The organism is Gelidibacter mesophilus DSM 14095, from assembly GCF_000423005.1.
In the GTDB taxonomy this organism is placed as follows: domain Bacteria; phylum Bacteroidota; class Bacteroidia; order Flavobacteriales; family Flavobacteriaceae; genus Gelidibacter; species Gelidibacter mesophilus.
In genome coordinates this window covers 62,532-85,538 of sequence record NZ_AUHD01000010.1, presented here as the reverse complement: position 1 = coordinate 85,538, position 23,007 = coordinate 62,532, and the positions used below count along the sequence as shown (strand labels likewise).

The window sequence follows — 23,007 nt, the reverse complement described above, 5'->3', positions numbered from 1 at the left end:
TTTATCTCAATCCATGAAATATACTGTAGACATAGTGATTGAAGTGCCTTTGGACATTTGCACAAAAATGTTTGACACCATTGAAAACCTGAAGCATTGGCAACGCGGTTTTATTTCCGTTGAACATGTCTCCGGAACTCCGGGTGCCTTTGGGTCAAAAATGAAGACCCATTATAAGGTAGGAAAAAATCAAATGGCACTTATTGAAACCATTACACATAAAAACCTGCCTTATGAAGTGCATAGCACTTATAATATAGATGGTCTGGACGATATCCAAGAAAATTATTTTGGTCCCACACCTGAAAACTTCACCAAATGGGTGAGTGTCAATGAATTTGTACCTCTAAATTTTAAGATGCGCATGATGATTTGGCTAATGCCAAAAACATTTAAGAAACAGACCTTGCAATACATGAAGGATTTTAAGAACTTTGCTGAAAAAGGAATCTCTGTTAGCCATGCGTAAACTAAAATTAATCTGGGATTTTAAAGGTCCCGACGGTTTAAAGATCGCTGAACACCACGCTGTACATCTCAATGAATTTATTGAAGCAGAAAACTATATGGACCTCTTTTCAGGATTTGAAGTTCTCAATGACGCCCACGCCATTGCGTATCTGGTAGTTTCTGAAGATCAAATGAAACCTTTGAGAGATGCTTTAAAACCTCATCGCGGACAGGTGTATTCTGAATAAATTGCTTTCACTTTACACCTCTTTATTTTTGTTTTATAAAAATTTGATACCATTTTTTAGGATTTGGAAGTGAGCATATAGAAAATTTAGTTTTCGGAGACACGCCCTTTGATTGATAATTTCGATTGCCAAACAGCTCTCAATTCCTCTTGCTTGAAAATTCGAAGTTACAATTCGTCAAAAAGCGACAGTGGTTGAACCAATAAAAAACGCAGCTCTAGAGCTGCGTTTTTTATTGGTATATACATGCAAGTTTATTTCACATCCATCAATTCCACATCAAAAACCAAAATGGCATTTGGGGGTATTACACCTCCGGCACCCTGCGCGCCGTAGCCTAAATCACTAGGAATGACCAAACGTGCCTTATCACCAACGTTCAATAAACAAATGCCTTCATCCCATCCAGAAATTACCTGACCTACACCAACTTGAAACTCTAACGGTTGTTTACGTTTGTAGGACGAGTCAAAAACAGTTCCGTCAGCCAATTGGCCTTTATAGTGTACCGAAACGGTCTTACCTTTCTCTGCGGCCTTCCCAGTTCCCTTATTAATAATTTTATAGCGCAAACCGCTTTTGGTTTTATCAAAACCTGTCGCCAATTTGTCAAGTTCCGCTTCGTTTGCCTTACGTTCTTGAGCAATGCGCTCTTCTCTTGAACCTTCAAAGGTTCTAAAAGCCTCAACACCATTAAAGTCCTCAGCCTCTTCACCTACTCTAACAATCTCCAATTTTTCAATTTGATCGCCCTGAACAATGGCATCCACCACATCCTGTCCTTCAATAACATTCCCAAAAACGGTATGTTTATCATCCAACCATGGTGTAGCGATATGGGTTATAAAAAATTGACTGCCGTTAGATCCCGGCCCTGAATTCGCCATTGACAAAACGCCTGGAGCGTCATGTCTTAAGTCTTGATGAAACTCATCTTCAAATTTATATCCTGGATCACCAGTACCTGTGCCCTTAGGACATCCCCCTTGGATCATAAAATCAGGAATCACACGATGAAATTTCAAACCATCATAATAAGGTGTGCCTTGTGGTTTCACAGAATTCTCTAAATTTCCTTCCGCCAACGCCACAAAATTACCAACTGTGCCCGGGGTTCTTTTGTATTCCAAATTCACTAAAATATCACCTTTGTTGGTGATGAATTTTGCATATAAGCCGTCTTGCATTGTATTTTATTTTTTGTTTGCAATGGCAAAGATACGAATTGATTTGGAAAAATTGGGGAGGAGTGGGTAGGTTAGGAAAGGATAATGGCGAAGAACGACAGGTTGGTGCCGGAGCGCCGACCGCGAACGGAGGATGAGATGCCAAGTGACGGAAGACTGAAGGCTGCCAACTCAAAACTGCCAATTGATTTTAAGCTTTTATTAACCATTTTTATAATAGCTTTTATAGATAGTTTATATATTTTTATAGTTTAAATGAATAACCATGACCATTACCCAATTAACTTATGTTCTGGCAATTGCGGAACAAAAAAACTTCACAAAAGCAGCCGAAAAATGTTTTGTTACCCAACCGACATTGAGCACGCAAATTCAAAAACTAGAAGAAGAGCTCGATGTTCTTATTTTTGATCGGAGTAAAAAACCTATCGAACTCACAGACGTTGGACGGAAAATTGTCCATCAAGCTCGAAATATCGTGAATGAATCAGAGCGGATCCAAGATATTGTAGATCAACAAAAAGGATTTATTGGTGGCGAATTCCGTATTGGAATCATTCCCACCATCATGCCAACTTTGCTGCCCATGTTCCTTAAGGCATTTATTAAGAAATACCCTAAGGTGAAACTTAAAATTGAAGAATTAACCACGGATGATATTATCCAAAGAATTAAAGAAGGCCATCTAGATGCGGCTATTGCAGCGACACCTTTGGAAATTGAAAACATCAAGGAGCGCGTGCTCTATTATGAGCCGTTTGTTGGTTATATTCCAGAACACCACCGACTTTATAGCAAGAAAAAAATTGAAGTGTCCGATCTTGAAATTGATGATATGTTACTGCTTGAAGATGGGCATTGCTTTAGGGATGGAATCATCAATCTTTGTAAGGCCTTTAAGGATCAGACTGATGATAGTTTTCAGTTGGAAAGTGGGAGTATTGAAACCTTGATCAAGCTTTCAAATGAAGAATTGGGCATGACGCTGCTCCCCTATTTACATACTCTTGAACTCAATGACAATCTAAAAAAGAATCTCCATCATTTTACAGAGCCTTCTCCGGCCCGTGAAGTGAGTATTATTTATCATAGAAGCGAGTTAAAAATGCAAATTATTGAGGCTTTGCACGACGTAATTTCCGGAATTATCCGTGGGGCTATTGCTTTTCAAAATGTTAAAATAATTAGTCCGCTCCCAAAATAAATAGGCCCAGGCATATCTTAGCAATAAGGTCTTAGACAACTTTGAAAAACCTATAGAACTAAATTTTGATTTCATCCATAAAAAAAGCGACCAATTGGTCGCTTTTTTATTATGTTTTTAAATAGATTAAACATTGATTTAAGTTGGGATTCTGCTGTATCAGAGATCTAATGAAAATCTCTAGTTCTTCAAGTTCGTAAGGTAGTAAGCGGTGAATAGCTTTTTGAACTTCTCTACAGAACAGTGCGGGATCAAAACTAACTTTGCTAAGTACCGTTTTAGTGTACTCAAACATTGCTCTTGCCATGATTTTTTAGTTTAGGTTATAAATATTAGGTAGATTTCAATAATAGGCATCTATATTTAAGGTTGCTTAAAATTAGTAAAAAAAACCTATGGAACACAACGTAAAGATAACTTTAACAAATTATAAAAGCCCACGTTGATTCAAAAACGATTATCCCCATCCAAAATATTCCCCAATCCGCCCAAAATACTGCCTTCACCTTTCTGTTTACCACCGCCTTGCGGAGCGCTTGCCCAAACCCGCGCTGCCAGCCTACTGAATGGCAAAGACTGTATGTAAACGGTTCCCGGCCCTTGGAGCTTTGCATAAAAAAGGCCTTCGCCACCAAACAATTTGTTCTTAATCCCTCCTATAAACTCAATATCATAGTCTATGTTTTGGGTAAACCCTATCAAACAGCCTGTATCCACCCGCAACACTTCTCCAGCTTGAAGCACTTTTTTGGCCATCGTACCTCCTGCATGCACAAATGCCAAACCGTCACCTTCCAGCTTTTGCATGATAAACCCTTCTCCTCCAAAAAAGCCGCGTCCCATTTTTTTTGAGAACTCAATGCCCACACTCACTCCTTTTGCCGCACATAAAAAAGCATCCTTCTGACAGATAAACTTGCCTGCGAATTCCGTAAGATCAATAGGAATAATTTTTCCTGGATATGGCGATGCAAAAGATACATTTCGCTTTCCCGGAAGGACATTATAAAACATGGTCATAAACAAATTCTCTCCGGTGAGGATACGCTTCCCGGCTCCTAAGATTGAGCCTAAAAATCCTTTGTTTTGTTCAGATCCATCACCAAAAATAGTTTCCATTTTTATGCCGTCATCCATCATCATAAAACTACCGGCTTCAGCTACAACGCCCTCCTGAGGATCAAGTTCTATTTCTACGTATTGCATTTCTTCACCGTAGATTCTGTAGTCAATTTCGTGTGCTGTCATAATGTTTTTGTTTGTTTTTATTATTTCCAGTTATCAATTTCTCAGTTATCCGTTATCCGATATCAGTTAATCAGTCTCTCTGTCCTCAGTCTTCAGTCTGCAAACTTCCCCATTCGGTATTCCACATTCAATATTCGCTATTCAAACCTTCTACAATCATCAATCAACAATCGTCAATCCTCAATCGTCACTGCCCACCACCTACTGTCCTCTATAATACAAAACAGTACTCAAAGTCTTCACCATAATATTCAAATCGAGGAAAAAGCTTTTATGTTTAATGTAGAAAAGATCATATTGTAACTTTACAAGACTTTCGTCAACTGATGCGCCGTAGCGGGTTTTCACTTGCGCCCATCCCGTCAAACCGGGCTTTACAATATGTCGCGTTTCATAGAAGGGTATCGTTTTTGCGAGTTCTTCAACAAAAACTGGACGTTCTGGTCGTGGCCCAATCATACTCATCTCGCCTTTAATAATGTTCAAGAACTGGGGGATTTCATCAATACGACTTCTACGGAGAAACTTTCCAAACTTGGTAATTCTAACATCATTCAATTCGGCCCATTTGGCGCCATTGGTTTCCGCATTAATAATCATACTTCTTAACTTGATTATTTCAAAAAGCTTTCCATTCTTCCCAACCCGTTCTTGTCGGTATAACAAAGGCCCTTTATTGCCGCATAGATTACCTATAACAATTAGTGGCAAAATTAGAATTCCAAAAAACAGGCCTATCAATGAAAAGAGGATATCAAATAGACGGTGAAAAAACAGATATAAGGTGTTTTGATTGCTTCGGCTAAATGGGAAATACTTATAAAAATCCTTCCCTATAAACTGAACAGGGACCCGATTTGTAATTTCTTCATAAACCTGCGAATATTCTCTAATCGTAAAACCACTTTCTAACAGCAACATGAGATCATTATAGACATCTACCGTAATATTCTCGGAATTGTAACTGGCCACAACCACTTCTGATATATTTTGATCTTCAATCGTTTTAAGTAGCTCCAATGCGCCATATTCTGTGACCCCTTTAAATTTTATCGGTTCATTTTTTGGCACTTCACAATTAATAAAACCCACAATTTTATAATTAGGGTCTGATTGGCTCAACGCATTGACAAAATCCTCAACATAAAACGGCTCACCCACCAACAGCACACGTTTATAAAATCGTGGGGAGGCAATTAAGGTCACATAGGCCATCCGCCATAAAAAGATAAAAAAGGCGATGGTAAGATAAAAATAAACAATTTGGAGGCGCTTTTCAGGTAGAAAAGGTGTTAACACTGGGGTCAAAAAGTAAAACAAAACACTTGTAGAAACGGTAAATACAATAATTTTAAAAGTGACGTCCAACTGGCTGGATTTCTGTAAATCGTAGATTTCGAAAACAGTCCCAAATACCGCCAAATAAAATAAAAGAATAGCAATAGCCAAACTGTTTTCCCAACAGATTTTCAAGTAGGCATAATCAAAAAAGAGCCCCAACAAATACAAACCAAAAATAACCATAAGCAAATCCATACCACGGAGCAGGAGTTTACGCTCTGAGATTTGAAAATGAATGGCGTTTTTTGGCATTTGTTAAAATAATCTTAAAGCGAAGATAATAAGTCTTGAGAATTCTACAAGAGTAATTCGTTATTTTGGATAAAAGTCATCATTTATCAGTCATCATTAAAAAAGTTTCGAGTTACAGGTTTCCCGCTTTTGTATTTTCATTCGAGAGCTACTTGAAATGAAAGTTTGCGACCGCATCAAATATGCAGCGTTCACGAAAGCTATTATTTAAAGATAAAGACGCGTGAGTAACTTCTAAGTTATTACTTCGGAATATTATCACTTCACTTCAACCTTCAACAATCCGCAATATTTACATTCAAGCCATCACAAAAGACGAGTTCCCTTTTTTTAAGGGAAGGTGGATTTAAGCTCAGAAAAGAGTTTATAGACGGTAGGGTCATAATCCTCAATCCCTGAAGAATCCAAACTTCAACACTCAATATTCAAACCTTCCTAACTTCAAAAATCAACATTCAACAATCGTCAATTAAAAATCTTCAATCTGCAACACCTCCCCCCAAAGCTCCCTCACCTTCTCCCAATCAAATCCTTCCACCTTCTCTCGAGCTCTAACAACCATGGCGTCAGTTCGGTATCTATCCTCGAAAAAGGTCTCAATAGCATCAGCCATCACCTCTTTATCATTTGGAACTACCAACACCCCGTCAACGCCACTATCAATCAAATACGGCATCCCACCTACATCAGTTGACACCACAGGAAGTCCCAATGCCATGGCCTCAATCACGCTCACCGGCATATTATCGAAATTAGTCGTATTCATAAACACGTTATAATCTGTAGAAAGATCAATCCACGCTTTTTTAGAAAGCTTTCCGGTAAAATTAACTGGGACATTTAATGTAGCTGCCAAGGCTCTCACTTGAGACAAACTCTCATCAGAATCAGGTCCAACCATAGTCAAGGTGGCATCATAGCCGCGTTGTATCAACTCATACAAAACTTCAACTGCCAACTTAGGATTATAAATTTCAGAAAAGGAACGCACCCATAAAAGCCTGGGAACATCAAAGGTTTTTTTATGATATGGGTAATTTTCTATTGTTATGGTGTTTGGAATGTAAACTACATTCTGATACCCAAACTCTTCAAAACTATGTTTTAAATATAAAGAAGGTGAGACATTGGTATAGGCGTTTTTAAATAGTCTTTGAGATAATTTAGGTGAGTTTTTTAAGCGATTTGGTAAGTTGCCACCATGCAAAAGAGGGATATACCGCAATTTTAATAGCCTACACAATTGACCAACCAAAACGGCATAATAAAAATTCTGGGTGCTGTAGGTGTCAATTAAGACAAGGTCTGTCTTTTTTCGAGCCCTAAAAGTAGTCCATAACATTTCTAAAAGCCGCAACATTTTATTGGTTTTATCAGAAGTATAACGTACCTGATACCCGCTCTGTTCTAACAAAGGTCCCAAAACAGCACTGTAACTGGTGTTAGTCTGTGAGCTCTTGAGATGGTTTCCGACGTAGAGTAGGTTTTTCATTGGTAACATGTAATAGTGATAAGGCGTATAAAAAAGCAGGTGCGGCAATCCGCATGGCGGAGTGGTTAATGGTAGCGAACCAAAAGCCCAAAAAAGAAAAGAAAAAGATGTTGTTGCGATGCCGGCTCCTGAAATCCAGCGGCTTCAAAATTAAAATTATTAAGATCAAAACGCCAAATATGCCATGTTCTGAAAGCAAACGACTGATTTCATTATGCGAGGCAATTGTTAGTCCACTATCATCCAAGCGTGACTGCTTCATGCCACTGGCCCCAACCCCGAGAAATGGATGATTCTCAAAACCTTCAAATTCATCGACAAAAATATCCACACGCCCTGTTGAAATATCCCCTTTTTCACGACCTAATGCATCTTCATTGGCATAACGGTTGCCAACCAAACCACTGGATTGATTGAGACTGACTGTCCAGATAATGAAGGTTACGAATATCAATAAAAAGATGGATACTACAATTTGTTGTTTTTGATGAAATTTAGCACTGCCATAATAGATGATCAAAAAAGCTAAAATCATAATGATGGCTCCATATACTCCACCTCTACTCAAGGTAACCAAGGCCCTAAAAGATACGGCAGATAAAAGCAGGAGATTAAATATCTTTAAAAACAAACTGGGTGATTTCATGAAAAATCGCACCGTCAAAGCGAACATTCCCAATCCAAGTAAGGTGGCCACTTGATTGGGACCAAATCCTCCAGAAGTAGCAAAACTAGATCCTGTATCAGTCAAAACTTCTTTGACACTCGGGTTATATAGAAATAAATGCGTGGTCATGGTGACGATGGGATAACTCATGCAAGCCACAATTTGGAGCAGGACCTCCTTGCTGACCTTCCTGTCATAACAGTAGAGCGCCGAAATCCCTAAGCACACTGGGCCACTCAGCACAAAAGCCACACTGGTCCTAAAATTAAGATCATAGCCCAAGGTGGTAGAGGCCACCAACACCGCCGGCACCAAAAGAATCAAATAAATAAAATAGGGGTAGCCTTTTCCTGAGATCCCATCGTAAAACATGCCCATCCCCATCAATAGAATCACGAAATATTTGGAGAATTCGTAGAACAGACCTCCTCCGGTCATTCGAAACAAGGATTCCGCGGCCGCCAAATAAGCTGCCCCAAACATTACCCAAACCACCTTATCGCGTTTTGGGGCCACGATGATCTTGAAGATAAAAAACGTACAGACCACAGCGAAATACAATTTGGAAAACTGGGGGATCATATTGATAAATATGCCCATCACAATATGCAAAGCAATCAAGGCCACATAGGCATCATTGGTAAAGCGGTAACGATAGTGTCGTTTGGCAGTCATGGGATAAACATATAAAGAGCTCGCAAAATACAGTATTTTTTTAGAGTTGGGAATACAAGGCGGTCAATTTATCCTCTACCGCACTTGCCGAAAAATACTCCAAAACATGCCCATGTATCAATGTCCCCGTACGACGGCGGAGCGCTTCATCAGACATCAACACCATTATTTGTTTCGCTAATAGTTCGGGATGGTTGGGTGCGACCAAAAATTGCTGGCATGCTACGGGCAATACGCTGCTGCAATCGCCAACCTGGGTTGCTACGATGGGCAATCCGCCCAAGCCATATTCCAGTAACGCTAAGGGCAACCCTTCTGATACTGAGGACAAGACTCCAATATCCACCTGCTGAATAATGGCGCTGGTATCCTGACAACTGCCGTAAAAAAACACCTGACATTCCAACCCCAAGGTTTTCACCAACTGAAATAACGATTCAGCATAGGCGTCTTTAAAATCTTGGCCCACACAATGCAGGGTCCAATCAGGATGTTGCTGAAGGACCAATTTAAACGCCTGCAACAGCGTATGGTGATTCTTTTGGGGCCTTAAATTTGCCAAACACAAGAGTCGCTTTCCGGAATTTCCCTTGAGTTGCGTGACGGGCGTGCTTTCTGTTTCCCGGATGGCAAAATTTGGCAGATAGGCCACTTTTTTACATTTCAGATGGGTATTTGCCCAGGTTTCCAAATCCCGGTTCACACTTAAGATCAATGCAAAATAACGGGAACAAAATTTCAGCACGGCAAAGTGGCGGTGTTCCAAAAAGGCACTATTTCCATAATGGTCGTGCCACACGATTTTTAAATTGGGATGCTGCCATTTCATGAGCGTGGCCATAAAAAAAGATGTGGAATGGGCATGGATGATATCAATCTGTTCCTTTCGGATATAGTGGTTTAGGTTATTAATGGCGGACACGTCAATCTTACGCTGCTTATTCAAAAACAAATAGGACACCTCCGGCTTGATGGATGCTTTCAACAACCCTTCCTGCCGGGTCGCGCAAATATAAGAACGGTCAATGGTCCCAGAAAGCAGGTTGGCGATGTTGACCGCCATGCGCTCCGCCCCTCCGGCTTCCAAACTGTCTATGAGTTGTAATATGCGCATGCTTTTTTCTTTTGTTTTAGTGGTTATTCTTAGCGTTATGGGGATGTTAGCTTGCTATTTTTTAAAAGTGCTGTCCATACTTTTAAAGGCTTCCCATTGAACAGATTGCCGCGACGTTCCTTTGGTCGCGTCTCGCAATGACGCTGATCTAGGATTTGCCCTTTTGATCGCAACTCGCAACCCTCAAACCGCATCCCTCATCCCTCACACCTCACACCTATAACTCCCCGCAAGCACCCTCCCAATATCCGCCTCCAACCGATCAAAGGTGTATTGTTGCGACCAAGTTAAAGCAGCTTTCGCCATGGCATCCAGATCGGAAGTGGTTACGGCAGTCACAATCCGCTCCACCGCCGCTTCCAATTCAGCCTCTATCAAGATGCCCCGTGACCCCTCCCCGAGCATCCAGCCCACGCAAGAGACTGGGGTGGCAATGGGGATACAGCCAAAAAACATCCCTTCGGCGACGGCCTTGGGCCAACCTTCACTTTTGGATGGAAGGATATTAAAATGGGCTTCCACCAATGAAGCTTTCACCACACGCTTATCCTGATTGCCATATAAAACCACCACGCTTTCCAAACCGTTGGTTTTAACATACTCTTGCAGTTCCGGCATCAAGAGGCCGTCGCCGTACATGTGCAGCAGCACAGGGATGCCCTTGTGGTGCAAACGCTCAATAATTTGAATGGTCAACAGGGGTCGTTTCCCCACAACCAAGGCCCCTGCGAATACAAAACTTAAGGTTTGGGTATAATCTTTGGGGTTGAAGGCTACTTTTTCATCTTCATAATAGGTTGCCGAAATAAACGGATGGATATTCGTGGTTTCATTGGGCCATTCGCCATATACCAGCACCTGCATATTACGGGTCAAAAACGTATTGCGCAAGATGGCTTGCTGCAAGCGATAGGTCCAAGGCTGATTGCTATTGGGATCCCAATTGCCGGCATATTTGGTGGATTTTTTTTTATTGGGAAAAAAAATCTGTGCAAAACAAGCCACCAAACTCACATTGGCAGGACATCTCAAATGGATATGATCTGCTTGGCGCATGACTTGGACACATTTCACAAAAATATAGGGTAATTTAATCAGTGTTTTAAAGGTATCCATAATTCCCAGAATATTGAAATTAGGGACGGGTACAAATTTCAGGTGGGGATGCTGATAGGCTGTATCCAAATCATCAACGGCGTTAATTGGTTTCTTGGTTCCCACCACGACCACTTCCTCCACATACTTGCCCCAGAGATTCATTTCATTCACATAAGGAGCATAGCCATAGTAACGACCATCCTTAAAACTGTGTTGAACTAAGGTGAATATTGCGAGTTTCATAATGTCAGTTTTTGTTTGTTGAAAAATAGACTCCACCAGCCAACGCATCGGCCGAGACCTTCATTAAAAGCTCCCATTTTATCCTTTTGGGTCAACACGCCCAAAAAAGTCAACTTTAAAAGTAAAATAGCCGTTAAATGCCATTTAAGTAGCGCTTTCCAAGAAGGGTCAGAATATTTTACCCTCCAAATATACCAACCATTTCTGATTACCATTTTTCCATAGTGGTATTTATTTGGACGTCCCAGTTGATCGTGATGATGTTCCAGCCTGGCCGCGGTGTTAACGTATAATGCCCCTTTTTTAGCCAGTCGCAGACAAAAATCAGCATCCTCATATAAGCCATAGCCTTCAAAATAGGTAGAAAAAGATAAACTGTCAAAAACTGATCTTTTATAAGACGATACGCCGCCCATAAACAGTTCAGCGGGGTAGATCTTTCCTGATGGAGGCAAAAAACTGACCGAACGTCCATGGGAAAAGGTGGGCAAATAACAAGGTGGAGTATCTGGATGGAGCCCAAACCAGTGTCGCACCCTAAATCGTAAAGGTTCACTACGCATCCAACCGTCATAATAAAACCGTTTTGAGGTGTTGTTTCCCTCTGTCTTTTGCCACTCTACTTCATTGGTAATATAGCCCCCAACGCCCAACGCATTGGGATAACAGTCATAAGTATTTACCATTTGTTCAAAATAATCGACTTCCAAAATGGTATCATCATCCAAAAAACAAATGACTTCTGATTGTTGGTCGACCTTTGAAATCCCGTAATTACGTTGTTTGGTCAGCCCCAGATGCTGAGCCTCAACTTTATAATAGCTTAAATTTTTAAAGCTATTCAGTTTTAAACGTTGTTCAGTTTCTGTAGTGGGCGACCCATCGATGATTAAAATTTCATTAGGATAAAGGGACTGAACTTTCACTGAATCCAATAAGTTTAACAAGGCATCTGGACGCATGTAGGTGCAGATGATGAGCGAAAAATTCATTTATTGAGTTTTATTCATTAATTGTTCTGCCCAAAATACGCTTCGGTTCCAGCGAGCTATCATCTGCTTAAAATATGAAAAAGGATTTTTAATAGGTTGTCTGTTAAAGAACTTAATAAATAAAAGTGTCTTATAACCTTTTTGTTGTTGCAATGTTTGATGTTTTAAATTGTAAAGCATAACTGTAGGAGATGGCTTGGGTTGTAAGGTGTCTTCTGTCCATGCCTGTTTATTTATGTTTCTAAAACCGCCCACAGGGGCTTTTAAATGGAGTAATTGTGAAAAAGGTAGATAAGCAATATCACAGCCATGATTACGTAACTGCATTCCAAAATCACTATCTTCTCCAAAACCAAATTCAAATGCCGTATCAAATTCAAGTTTCTTTGCTATGGCTGAATTCACCATACTGCAGCCGGAACCAAATGTAAACCATTGCATAGTGTTTTTAACAGTGTCTTTTTGTCCTTCTTGTAGGCAGCTTAAAGTAGCTGCCTTAAAGTTGTATGTAACCATGGTTAGGAAAGCGTTTTCTATGACATATGGCTTACATCTTATGTCGTCATCTGCCATGAATACATATTCAGAAACCACGTCCTTTAGTGCTAGATTTCTTGAGTTACAGGCTCCGGTCTGCTGAATAAATTGATGTTTAACTACAAATGGCCACGTTTCATTTTGTAAATAATCTAAATCTGAAACACTACCAATAATTGGATTTTGTTCAATAATGATAACATTTTTAGGTATTAACGTTTGGTTTGCCAAATCTTTTAAAACATCATATAAATAGGATCTTCGACCAATAGTTGGAATGATGACATCATAATTCAATTCATTACTTTTCGCTTGAGTCGAATTCTCTATATGAGCTAATTCCAAATGCAAGCATTTTTTTGAAGTTAATAGCGACTTTAAAAATGGTAGAACAAACAGTTTATTTTCATAAATAAAGAAATTGAACAATAAAATTGCAGTCCAACGGGTTTTGAAATGTTGTTTTACAAATTTAAAAACCTCAAAAACAGACGCTTTATTTATATTTAATTGAGGTGCATTACCATTTAAAAATTGAGGTGCAGAATAACAAAAGAGACCTTTTGATTGTCCTCGTTTAGCAATGGAGTTCAATAAATAATCAAAAGATTCATCTTTAAACATTTTAGCATTGAAAGCTCTTAAAACTTCAGAATGGATAACACCAACACAACTACTCATCATCCAAGTGGGATATGTCACCTCTTTTTTGGGGTTAGCAAAAGGAGAACTGTCCACATAACCAATTTCTTGAGGTAAATAATTTTCTTCTTGATTATTATAAGAAGCCATCACAAGTTTATGACTACATAAATTACTTATATTTTTAAATAAAACAAACGGTTCCATATCTAAATGACACCAGATAACAAATCGGTTTTCAAACTTTGACGCAAGATCAAAAAAACATTTGATCATATCATATTCGTCTATAATAATGTCCAATTCGGAATCTAAATCAAAAGCTCTGATACATTTATCATTTTTATGGAATAAAACAATCATATTTTAATTTTTAAAATGATTGGCTACATGTGATCCAGCAAAAGTGATGATTTCATAACCTCCAAATCTTTTCGTTAAACATGGATAATTAATGCTCTTAAAAAAATTCTCCAACATCAAATATGTGGGTTTCCCGTCAACTATATGATAAGACGCAATTGCAAAGTTGGGTTCATATTTTTCAATTAACGCTAAACAACCCTCAATAGCTTGTATTTCAGCTCCTTCAATGTCCAACTTTATAAAATCCAACCGCTCTAGCTTATTTATCTTTTCCCATGTATCAAGGGATGTTGTTTTCTTTTTTACTATACCATCGGTTCCTGAAAACCATAATGCCGAAGACGCAACAGTTCCTGATTCCTGAAAATCAATTTCAGTTTCTTCATTCCACATTAACTCGTTGTGGATTCTATAATTATCTGAACAGTTATTTAAAGAAAAGTTAGCCTTTAACTTGTCTATATTATATTGGTCTGGTTCAAAACTATGAACATAACCTTTATCTCCAACTTTCATCAAGAATAGCAATGACAAGATACCTACATTGGCACCTCCGTCAATAACAACGTCTCCTGATTTTATTTTATAAAAGTGCTGATAATTATCAAAATCAGGAGTGATAGTGTACAAGGGTTCATATGTAAATAAATTCAAACCTTCATATATAGTTTCATAGATTAAGTTGGAATTCTTTTTTTCAATAAGTTTATATTTAATGGACTTGCTAGCCAGAGCATTATACCAAAACATCTTCAATTTTTCCTTGAAAATGCCCTTGGGCAATAACCTACTAATCGTTTTCTTAATCGATTTTTTTAAAGTCATAGTACTATCGTGTTGTAATACTCTAAGGTTGTTTGAGCCTGTTTAATAATATCAAATTGGAGCTCCACTTTTTTTCGAGCTGCCTCTCCCATTTGCTGGCATAGGGTTTCATCCTTCAATAACATCTCTATCTTTTCAGCATATTGCTTAAAATTAGAAGGATGTTCCAGAAAACCATTTCTCCCGTCGTCTATCAGCTCTTTCGCCCATCCGATATTGGTATTAACGACCGGTTTTTTCAGTGCCATCGACTCAATGGTCACCATACCAAGGGTCTCAGCAAAAGACGGAAACACACACACATGGGCATTTTTTATATGCTCTTGTACTTCGTTATAAGCTACTCTCCCCAAATAGCGCACACGTCGTTTTGCCTTTTCTGAAAAATGCTGCTCCATTAAGGCATAGGTTGAACCTGTTCCTATTTGGATATCTGGAGCATCACTACCGATTAACACCAACTCCGCCTCTTCATTAACTTCCAACACTTTATTGAATATCTGCGCAAGTTCCAAAACGCCTTTTTTTCTGATAATTGTACCAATATAAAGAATTGTATTTCTTTTAAAAACAGCTGGCGCATTATTCTCAAAATCTTCCATTTTCAATCCATGGTGGATGGTTGTAATGGTATCATTTCTCAAACTAAAAATCCCAGCGGTCAATTGGCCTGCATAATTGGTAGGAGCTATAAAGCCTTTAGCCCCATTTAAGGCTAATTTTTCAAACATAAAATTTTTAAACTTTTGAGGTCTCTTTTCGAGATGGCAAAAATAGGCATCCGTCCCGTGCAAACGAATGACCAAAGGCACCTTAAACTTCATAAAGGCCGTAATGCCTGTCCAGTCGGGTGCTTCGACGATCTGAATTTGATACCGTACTATGGCTTTATTGACATGATTCTGGATGTGTTTTCTATAGAAAAACCATTGGGCTATCCTAAACTTTTTGGAGCTGATCAAATGCAACGTTACCCTGGCATCATTGATGATGTCATCGGTATCCTGATGGTAAACAAATACGTGCACCGCTAGTCCTTTTTCCGCAAGCGCTTCTGCTAAATTTTTTATACTGGTGCCGATCCCAGCAGCATGTTTTACTTTGGGGTGCGGATATTCTGAAGTAATAAAAGCAACGGACCTCATACTCCAGGTTTTTGAAGTCGTTGGGAAATATTGGTCACGATACGCGAAGATGTTTCATGAAAAGGTGCTTTATTAATATGTTCAAACCAAGCTTGGGCATGGGATACCACCTCTGAACTGTCCTTCAACATCCTCTCAATCGACTCCGAAATCATTTGTGGTGAATCGATCCAAAAAACAGCATCAGAGTTTGGCATCGATCTAAAATGCACGTAATCGTAAACATGTACGCCTTTTTCAGACATGGATTCAGTATTATAACGATAATTCATATAACCGCAGGGTTTGTTATGGATGGCAAAGTCAAAGACCATTGAAGACCCCAGATTGAACACTGCCTTACAATGCGTTGCCATAGTTGCCAATAAAACGGTATCTGCTTTGGTCGGCAATTTGGTGTTCCATCCCTCACCCACCGACTTCCATAAAGGCGAAATCGGTATAATGACATCTTCAAATTCCTTGAGGACCGCATCAAAACGATCGCTAAAATCCACCGGACACCGTCTAAAAAGAATTCCCAACCTGTCATTATTCGTATTCATTGTCCTCACTGCTCGTGCCACGTCCCGCAAATACAGAGGATCTTGTGGGGAGGTCGTTATATCATCACCGCTAAAACAAATATAGTCTTTGGCCAGATTTAGTCCATGTTGTGCATAAAAGCCATCTCTTGACGGTATGGAAACTGAATTATAATGAGGTTCAAACTGTGGAGTTCCCGTCACGGTAATTTGATCACGACGCACAAAAGGATAATAAGTCAATAGTTCTTGCTGCATGTGGTCGCTCCATACGTGGTAATGATCGGTTTCAACATCCACCATGGATTTTGGCAAATTATCCCATGAATACACAAATCCTATGGTCGGGATGCCAAGGGCCTTTGCGGCTTCAATTGGCGCTATGGCCAAGATGGAACGCTGGCTTGCACAATAGACCAAATCGGGCTGCAGAGTTTCCAAAATTTCTTTACAGGACGTGTAATAGGAGGTTTGACGCTCCAAGAATCGAATTTGCTTTCTTAAAATGCCTAATCCTTTAGCCGAATTTAAAATGGTCACCAAGAGTTGGGTAATGCTGCTTTTTACTACCGCAGAAAAATTTCGGTACGACAGATCAAACCAATACTTCTGGTACACGGGATCCTTAAACCGTTTGATGAATTGGTTCAGTTCTATGCGTTTTTTGGCATTCTTAAAACTGTCCGTCAATGGGTGTTGTTTAATGGGTTGAGGCACCACCTCATCTAATCCCAAAGTCGCCAATGAAAAACTGGTCAGGTTTAAAAAAACTATCGTGATGCCAGTCGATTGGGCTTCTTGATAAAAAGAGGTATAAACAAAGTTCCTTAAACTCACCCCGTCAGGGATTATAAAAAGGATTTTCTTTTGCTTCACCATGGGAAAGTCAATTTATACATTATGAGTTATTAAAAATCTCCGCCATTTGTTCGGCTCTTTCCCAATCGGCTTGCGTATCTATATTAACATAAAATTCTTTTGATGCTTGGATGTAAGCCGTGCTTTCTCCGTATAATGACGCTTGGTGTTGAAGAACTTCCGTCTTGGTAATATAAATGCTACCATCTCTATAAAAAGCTTTTGGTAACTCCTGCCTGCGGGTGATGATTTCTTTTTCGCCGGTTGCAATGTGCAGTATTTGATTTTCGTCCGCTTCAAAAAGCCAATGCGGATTAAATTCATGGGGAACTTCCAAAACAGAAATCAAGGAATCCGTTCTCTTTTCAATAAACTGTTCGATAGCACGATCCATAAACGCTACGGTTCTAAAGGGTGCCGTTACTTGCAACAGACACACCGCATCAAAAAACTCGTTTCGGGATGCATAAAAATCAAGGGTATGCAGGATTACTTGAAGGGTTGGTGTGGTATCTTCCGCCAAATGAGCCGGTCTTTTAAAGGGTGCCTCTACGCCTAAAGCCTTTGCAACACCAATGATGTGATCATCGTCGGAACTCACCACAACCTTGGACAAACGCTTTGAAGCTTTTGCTATATCCGTAGTGTATTGCAATAAAGGCTTATCTCCCAAAAGTTTAATGTTCTTTCCGGGAACACCTTTTGATCCGCCGCGTGCTGGTATAAGACCCAATATGTTCATCAATACATAATCGTTTTATGGAACTGAAGTGGCAAACGCTCCAAATGCGCCGCAATCTTCTCTCCCGCATTACCATCGCCATATACTAAAGATGGAGCCGTTTTTTTAGTGTTGAGCTGTTGCTGAATGGCGTTATAGATAGCCTCCCGTTGGTAAGGTACATCAATAACGTTCGCACCTCGTTCCCGACGGTGCTGCCGCGTCCCGATATTAACCACCGGCACCCCCAAATAGGCACATTCCCTGATGCCCACACTACTGTTGCCAATCAAACAGACGGACTGATTTAGGAGCGTCAAAAAATCATCGCCGGTCATGTTTTTAAAAAAATGGATGTGTTGTAGATCATGATGCTCCCTGTAGGCACGGATGCCCGAAGAAGTCCCGTCGGCACCGGCATCCACATTGGGCCAAAACCACAATACCGGTAAAGTCAATTGGCTGACCACCTCCAAGGTTTCTTCTATATGACGCCTAGAATCCTTGTATTCGGTGGTCACCGGATGTTGCATCACCACCACATATCCGTTGGACAAGTCGGGTTGGGCCCCCACCCCACCGTATCGGGTATAGGGATTGAAATTTAAGCTGTCTGATTTCGATATGAGCTTGGCGATATCGATGGAAGGACATCCGGTGTTAAACACATAATCGGGTTGCTCCCCTAATTTGAGCACCCGGGTTTTTGCCGCTTCCGAAGCCACAAAATGGTAATCGGCCAATTTGGTAATGGCGTGCCGTACTTTTTCATCAATGTTGCCCGTCACCTCCCCGCCCTGAATATGCGCCAGGGGAATATTCATATAGCTGGCGGCAATGGCGGTAGCCATGGTTTCAAACCGATCGGCCACGGTGACCACAATATCCGGTTTTAGATTATCAAATACGGTGGACAATTCCAAAATGCCTATGCCAGTGGTCTTGGCGGCAGCGGTGAGGTTTTCGCCCTCCAATACATTGAATACCTTGGCCGCAATAGTGAAGCCATCCGCTTCAATATAATTAACGGCAGACCCGTAGCGCTCCAACAAGGCCGAAGCAGCCACGATAAGCTGTAATTCCAAATTCGGGTGGTCCTGAATGGCCTTTAATACCGTTTTGACACGACTGTAAGATGGTCTTGCCGTTACGACAACAGCTATTTTTCGGTTGGTCATAAATGGTTTGGTACTTTCAATCCGTAATAATACAAATTTTATAGATTTTTAAGAAATGATTGACCAAAATGTACTTTTAAATTATTTTTCTTAAAGACATACTCCAAAAACAAAACAACAAGGAAAACCCGATAAATCCATGTCCACTTTCTAATCCGCCAACAATCCGTGAAATCGATAAAATCCCTATCCCAAACCCATTAAATAATCCAATCATCACAACCCATCATTCCAAATCCCCCCAATTTAGAAACGCCCATTTCGATAGATCATGTTTTAAACGTTTCCCCACCACTTCCCCAAATAAGGACGCATCAATCCCAAACCCTTTAGGCTTTTTGCTCTCCAGATCAGAAAACTGAACCACAGCTCCCTTTCTCAAATTTTTATTGACCGCCAGCGATTTTTCAAAGATCTGTTTAAGATCTGAAAATTGTGTTGTGTTCTCCTTGTCAGTGGGATGGGACAAGGCCGTCGAGATATTGGAAACGGCTTTGACCAATTGGGTGGCTTCAGTGAAATTTAAGGAAGCTTTGGCATCGGGCCCAAACATGTCCTTATCAAACACCACGTGAAACTCTAAAAGTTCAGCGCCCAGCGCCACGGCGGCAATACACGCTTCAATGGAGGACGAATGGTCCGAAAACCCCACGGGCAGGCCATATCTCGCTTTTAGTTCCTGGATCACATTGAGGCCGTACTCTTCAGGACTTGTCGGATAAGCCGTGGTGCACTGCAAGATGGAAACGTCCACGTTGCGCTCGGTTAAAAAAGCCACCGTTTTATCAAGTTCCCTTAAAGAACTCATGCCCGACGATACAATCACGGGTTTACCTGTTTGGGCAATTTTTTCCAATAACAGCAAATTAGTGACTTCTCCAGACCCAATCTTATAGCGTTTGACCCCCACCTGTTCCAACAGATCGACCGCAGCATTACTAAAAGGGGAACTTATAAACTCAAGCCCCACCTCATCGCAATGCTGTTTTAAACCTTTCCATTGCTCTAAAGTAAACTCCATACGTTTCCAATAGTCAAAACGGGTGGCGTCCTGTTTGGAAAACTGTACCCTAAAAGGTTCATGGATGCTGCTTTCAGCCTCGGCAATATGGGTCTGGAATTTGATGGCCTGGCATCCTGTTTTGGCCACCGCGTCAATATAAGCATGTGCCATCCCCAGACTGCCGTCGTGGGCTTGGGCGATTTCGGCTATTATAAAAGGTTGAACCATTTCAACTATGAATTAAAAGATTAGGAGATTAATATATCTAGTCCGAATTTATTCTGGTTTCCAATAAATTTTTGCCTCCTCAATTGATTTATAGGCAATATACTCTTTCTCAGTTAAAGCATTCCGATGAGTCAAATTCTTAGGCATTTTTACCGCGAGATCTATCAGACCTAAAAAAATTGATTTTAAAGCCGTAATGTCACCTTTAAAAACTTTCAGCTTCAATTGCATCCAAATGGTATAAGCCATTAATCGAGGTATTTTAGAGAAAGGAATAAATAAAAAAAATAAACTCCATCCTGAACATAATGACCGTCTCTGACGTAAACCAAAGTCTCCTTTGTTTTTTCTTTCATGTAAGTCAACGCGATGCTGTACTAATACTTCTGGCAAATAATATATTTCCCATTTTTGTTTAAATAATTCGTAGGACGCAAAATTTTCTTCTCCATAAAAAATGAACCATTCAGGATAATCGGCAATATCTTTCCAAGCTTGCATCCGCCAAACATGTGCACAACCAACAAAACTTTGCATTCTGACAGGTATTTCTGTAGTGAAGTGATTAAAAATTTCATTCTTTGACCAATATACTCTAAAACCCAGAAGTCCTACCCTAGGATTTTTATCAAAAAACTCAGTTATTAAACCCAATGGGTTCTCCGTTATAAAATGAGCATCATCATCAACAGAAATAGCGAATTCAGTTGTAACCGCATTAAGCATTTTATTTCTGCAGTAGATATATCCTTTTGAAACGATATTGATATAAAGTATAATATCAGGATAGTACTCAGAAATATAGGCTGATGTTCCATCTGTCGACCCATCGTCATAAATAACACAGATCACATCATTTCGACCAATAAGATGATTAATATTATTTAAAGTTTTTTTTAAATCTTCCAATCGATTTTTAGTCGAAATCAGGATGGATATTGAATCCTTAATAAAATCCATAGTGATTTAAATCATTTTCTTAAAAAGATTATATGCTTTCAAATGTGTTCTTAATTCTCTAAAGTTACCCTTTGCAAACAACTTTAGACTTTGCAATAGAATTAGATAATATTCTCTCTTAAAAGCAGTTTTAGAAAAATGCTTATGTATTAAATAGAAATAGAGTTTACTCTTTTCTAGCTTAACGTCCATGCTCTTGGATTTATCTCTCTGACCACCTGAATAAGTGTCAAGATGTTCAACAAGTATTTTAGGCTGGTAATATATAATTGCCCCGGCCTTTAATAAACGCAAGCCGTAATCCCAATCATCACCCCAAATTGTAAAGTTTTCGTCAAAATAAAAACCTGCCTCTTTAAAAACATCAGCGTTCACAATATTTAATCCAGAACTTACTTGTAGACGAAATCTACTTTTTGAAAAGTCATGCGGTTTCGCAAGTGTTTCAAAAATGGAATCATATTCGAATTTCTTCGTGTATAGATCATTTCTAATGATACCAGGAATTAGGACATCAATGATTTTGGGGGCTAACTCCTGAACTATTTGATTAAATGCAAATGCGGGAATACGTAAGTCATCGTCTAGAAAAAACAACCATTCTTCATTTTTATATGCACGTAACGCCAAATTTCTTGAATGGTTGACGGAAAACTTTCTATCATTTTCAAAAATGGTATATTTATATTTTAAGTTTAAAGATGAAATATGAACATCATTTTTTATTATACTTTGATCTACAATTACAACATGCGAAATATGATTACAGAATTCATTCAGATCTAAAAGCAAATTAGATAAAAAATCTATTCTATCTCGTGTGGGTATGACTAAAAAAAAGTTATTCATGTTCTCAATAGGTAATTTTATATTTAGATCTTTGTCATATTATGATTTGTACTTTTCTTGTAAGTGTGTTTTTAAGAAGTTGAAATCAATTGCTAAAAAAATTGTACTCAAAGTAAAAAAAAGTTCCTTGAACCTATCTTTACTTTGAAAGGCACTGTAGAAAGTTATGCATCGTCTTATCATTATCTTACGATATTGATAATCCTCAAAATTGTTTAAGCAATTTTTATTTTTCAAATTTAAAAATGTTAATCGTTCTGCCTCAATTTTACATTTTATCTTTAAAACATCCCTCCCTCTTCTAATACCTGATTGTGACATTCTAAATAAATACAAAGGTTTTTTAATAACTTCTATTTTGGGTTTGGTTATCAATAATCTATTAAAAAACTCCCACTCCTGTCTAATCAGAAGACTTTCATTATATAGAGGCATGTTTTGCAATAAAAAATCTTTTTTAAACAAAGGTCCATTGGTGACAAAAGCAATGCGACCACACACATGATTGAATATAATATTACCTCCTAGATGTAATGGCCACGGAATGGGATCAATTGCTGGTAAATTTTCATATATCGCACCTTTGCAAACCACAAAGTCACAAGATGAATTTAACAACAATTGCAACTTTAATTCTATTTTATTAGGCAACATAATATCATCACTATCAAACCAATTTACATAATCGCCTTTACTCATTTCAAACCCATAATTGCGTGCTGCATTCCCCCCTTTTAATCTATTCTTTGGCCTGTGGTGATACTGAAATCGCGCATCTTTAAGGCAATATTCTTTAATCAAATGAGATGTTTCATCAGTACTTCCGTCGTCCACCACAATACATTCCCAATTAGAATATGTTTGATTCAAAACACTATCAAGAGTCTCAAGAAGCATGCTTGCTCGATTAAATGTTGGAATTATTATTGAGACTAAATGTTTATTTGACACCTTTAAAAA

General features: G+C 39.2%; 22 protein-coding genes. 3 read left to right on the top strand and 19 right to left on the bottom strand.

The features are described 5' to 3' along the window. Nucleotides 1-13: 13 nt before the first annotated feature. Together G525_RS0112655 and G525_RS0112650 are read left to right on the top strand one after the other, a co-directional pair. The gene (locus G525_RS0112655; RefSeq protein WP_027126494.1) at nucleotides 14-469 is read left to right on the top strand and encodes an SRPBCC family protein; all 456 of its coding nucleotides are present in this window, start codon (nucleotides 14-16) and stop codon (nucleotides 467-469) included. Next, entirely contained in the window at nucleotides 462-698 is a 237-nt protein-coding gene (locus G525_RS0112650) for a hypothetical protein (protein ID WP_027126493.1), read from the top strand. Before G525_RS0112655 ends, G525_RS0112650 begins: the two co-directional genes overlap by 8 nt. A 254-nt stretch (nucleotides 699-952) precedes the next feature. On the opposite strand, the gene G525_RS0112645 is transcribed toward G525_RS0112650, so the two are convergent. Further along, entirely contained in the window at nucleotides 953-1,885 is a 933-nt protein-coding gene (locus G525_RS0112645) for a peptidylprolyl isomerase (protein WP_027126492.1), read from the bottom strand. 265 nt (nucleotides 1,886-2,150) lie between these two features. On the opposite strand from G525_RS0112645, the gene G525_RS0112635 reads away from it, so the two are divergent. Beyond that, entirely contained in the window at nucleotides 2,151-3,089 is a 939-nt protein-coding gene (locus G525_RS0112635; protein ID WP_027126491.1) for a hydrogen peroxide-inducible genes activator, read from the top strand. A gap of 109 nt (nucleotides 3,090-3,198) precedes the next feature. Here G525_RS0112635 and G525_RS22690 read toward each other — a convergent pair whose 3' ends face one another. The 18 genes from G525_RS22690 to G525_RS21775 form a co-directional block, all read right to left on the bottom strand. Next, nucleotides 3,199-3,396, bottom strand: coding sequence for a hypothetical protein (locus G525_RS22690; protein ID WP_027126490.1), 198 nt, complete (start codon nucleotides 3,394-3,396; stop codon nucleotides 3,199-3,201). A 140-nt stretch (nucleotides 3,397-3,536) separates the two neighbouring features. Next, a complete protein-coding gene (locus G525_RS0112625; RefSeq protein ID WP_027126489.1) occupies nucleotides 3,537-4,337 on the bottom strand; it encodes a TIGR00266 family protein in 801 nt (266 codons plus the stop codon). 201 nt (nucleotides 4,338-4,538) lie between these two features. Then, a complete protein-coding gene (locus G525_RS0112620; RefSeq protein WP_027126488.1) occupies nucleotides 4,539-5,930 on the bottom strand; it encodes an exopolysaccharide biosynthesis polyprenyl glycosylphosphotransferase in 1,392 nt (463 codons plus the stop codon). 469 nt (nucleotides 5,931-6,399) lie between these two features. Next, nucleotides 6,400-7,422 carry a glycosyltransferase family 4 protein gene (locus G525_RS0112615; protein WP_035479641.1) on the bottom strand — a complete coding sequence of 341 codons (1,023 nt, stop codon included), beginning with the start codon at nucleotides 7,420-7,422 and terminating at the stop codon, nucleotides 6,400-6,402. Beyond that, on the bottom strand, nucleotides 7,373-8,764 hold the full coding sequence (locus tag G525_RS0112610) for an O-antigen ligase family protein (protein ID WP_027126486.1): 1,392 nt from the start codon (nucleotides 8,762-8,764) through the stop codon (nucleotides 7,373-7,375). The genes G525_RS0112615 and G525_RS0112610 overlap by 50 nt, the downstream gene beginning before the upstream one ends. A gap of 40 nt (nucleotides 8,765-8,804) precedes the next feature. Beyond that, the gene (locus G525_RS0112605) at nucleotides 8,805-9,878 is read right to left on the bottom strand and encodes a glycosyltransferase (RefSeq protein ID WP_027126485.1); all 1,074 of its coding nucleotides are present in this window, start codon (nucleotides 9,876-9,878) and stop codon (nucleotides 8,805-8,807) included. Nucleotides 9,879-10,082: 204 nt separating this feature from the next. Beyond that, entirely contained in the window at nucleotides 10,083-11,219 is a 1,137-nt protein-coding gene (locus tag G525_RS0112600; RefSeq protein ID WP_027126484.1) for a glycosyltransferase, read from the bottom strand. Then, complete coding sequence (locus tag G525_RS0112595) at nucleotides 11,216-12,211, bottom strand: glycosyltransferase family 2 protein (protein ID WP_027126483.1); 996 nt, start codon at nucleotides 12,209-12,211, stop codon at nucleotides 11,216-11,218. The genes G525_RS0112600 and G525_RS0112595 overlap by 4 nt, the downstream gene beginning before the upstream one ends. Beyond that, complete coding sequence (locus tag G525_RS0112590; RefSeq protein ID WP_027126482.1) at nucleotides 12,212-13,753, bottom strand: glycosyltransferase family 2 protein; 1,542 nt, start codon at nucleotides 13,751-13,753, stop codon at nucleotides 12,212-12,214. It lies immediately after the preceding gene. A gap of 3 nt (nucleotides 13,754-13,756) precedes the next feature. Then, the gene (locus tag G525_RS0112585) at nucleotides 13,757-14,581 is read right to left on the bottom strand and encodes an FkbM family methyltransferase (RefSeq protein ID WP_027126481.1); all 825 of its coding nucleotides are present in this window, start codon (nucleotides 14,579-14,581) and stop codon (nucleotides 13,757-13,759) included. Next, nucleotides 14,578-15,726 (bottom strand): glycosyltransferase family 4 protein, encoded by a 1,149-nt coding sequence (locus tag G525_RS0112580; RefSeq protein ID WP_027126480.1) that lies wholly within the window; start codon nucleotides 15,724-15,726, stop codon nucleotides 14,578-14,580. The genes G525_RS0112585 and G525_RS0112580 overlap by 4 nt, the downstream gene beginning before the upstream one ends. After that, nucleotides 15,723-17,129, bottom strand: a complete 1,407-nt coding sequence (locus G525_RS20955; protein ID WP_035479639.1) for a hypothetical protein — start codon at nucleotides 17,127-17,129, stop codon at nucleotides 15,723-15,725. Before G525_RS20955 ends, G525_RS0112580 begins: the two co-directional genes overlap by 4 nt. Before the next feature lie 19 nt (nucleotides 17,130-17,148). Then, nucleotides 17,149-17,850, bottom strand: coding sequence for an acylneuraminate cytidylyltransferase family protein (locus G525_RS0112570; protein WP_027126479.1), 702 nt, complete (start codon nucleotides 17,848-17,850; stop codon nucleotides 17,149-17,151). After that, nucleotides 17,850-19,007 (bottom strand): UDP-N-acetylglucosamine 2-epimerase, encoded by a 1,158-nt coding sequence (neuC, locus tag G525_RS0112565; protein WP_027126478.1) that lies wholly within the window; start codon nucleotides 19,005-19,007, stop codon nucleotides 17,850-17,852. Before neuC ends, G525_RS0112570 begins: the two co-directional genes overlap by 1 nt. A 226-nt stretch (nucleotides 19,008-19,233) precedes the next feature. After that, nucleotides 19,234-20,238 carry an N-acetylneuraminate synthase family protein gene (locus G525_RS0112560; RefSeq protein ID WP_027126477.1) on the bottom strand — a complete coding sequence of 335 codons (1,005 nt, stop codon included), beginning with the start codon at nucleotides 20,236-20,238 and terminating at the stop codon, nucleotides 19,234-19,236. 48 nt (nucleotides 20,239-20,286) lie between these two features. After that, on the bottom strand, nucleotides 20,287-21,198 hold the full coding sequence (locus G525_RS0112555) for a glycosyltransferase family 2 protein (RefSeq protein ID WP_035479638.1): 912 nt from the start codon (nucleotides 21,196-21,198) through the stop codon (nucleotides 20,287-20,289). A gap of 6 nt (nucleotides 21,199-21,204) precedes the next feature. Beyond that, nucleotides 21,205-22,047 carry a glycosyltransferase family 2 protein gene (locus G525_RS0112550; RefSeq protein WP_027126475.1) on the bottom strand — a complete coding sequence of 281 codons (843 nt, stop codon included), beginning with the start codon at nucleotides 22,045-22,047 and terminating at the stop codon, nucleotides 21,205-21,207. A gap of 39 nt (nucleotides 22,048-22,086) precedes the next feature. Then, entirely contained in the window at nucleotides 22,087-22,998 is a 912-nt protein-coding gene (locus tag G525_RS21775) for a glycosyltransferase family 2 protein (RefSeq protein WP_157491937.1), read from the bottom strand. Nucleotides 22,999-23,007 lie beyond the last annotated feature (9 nt).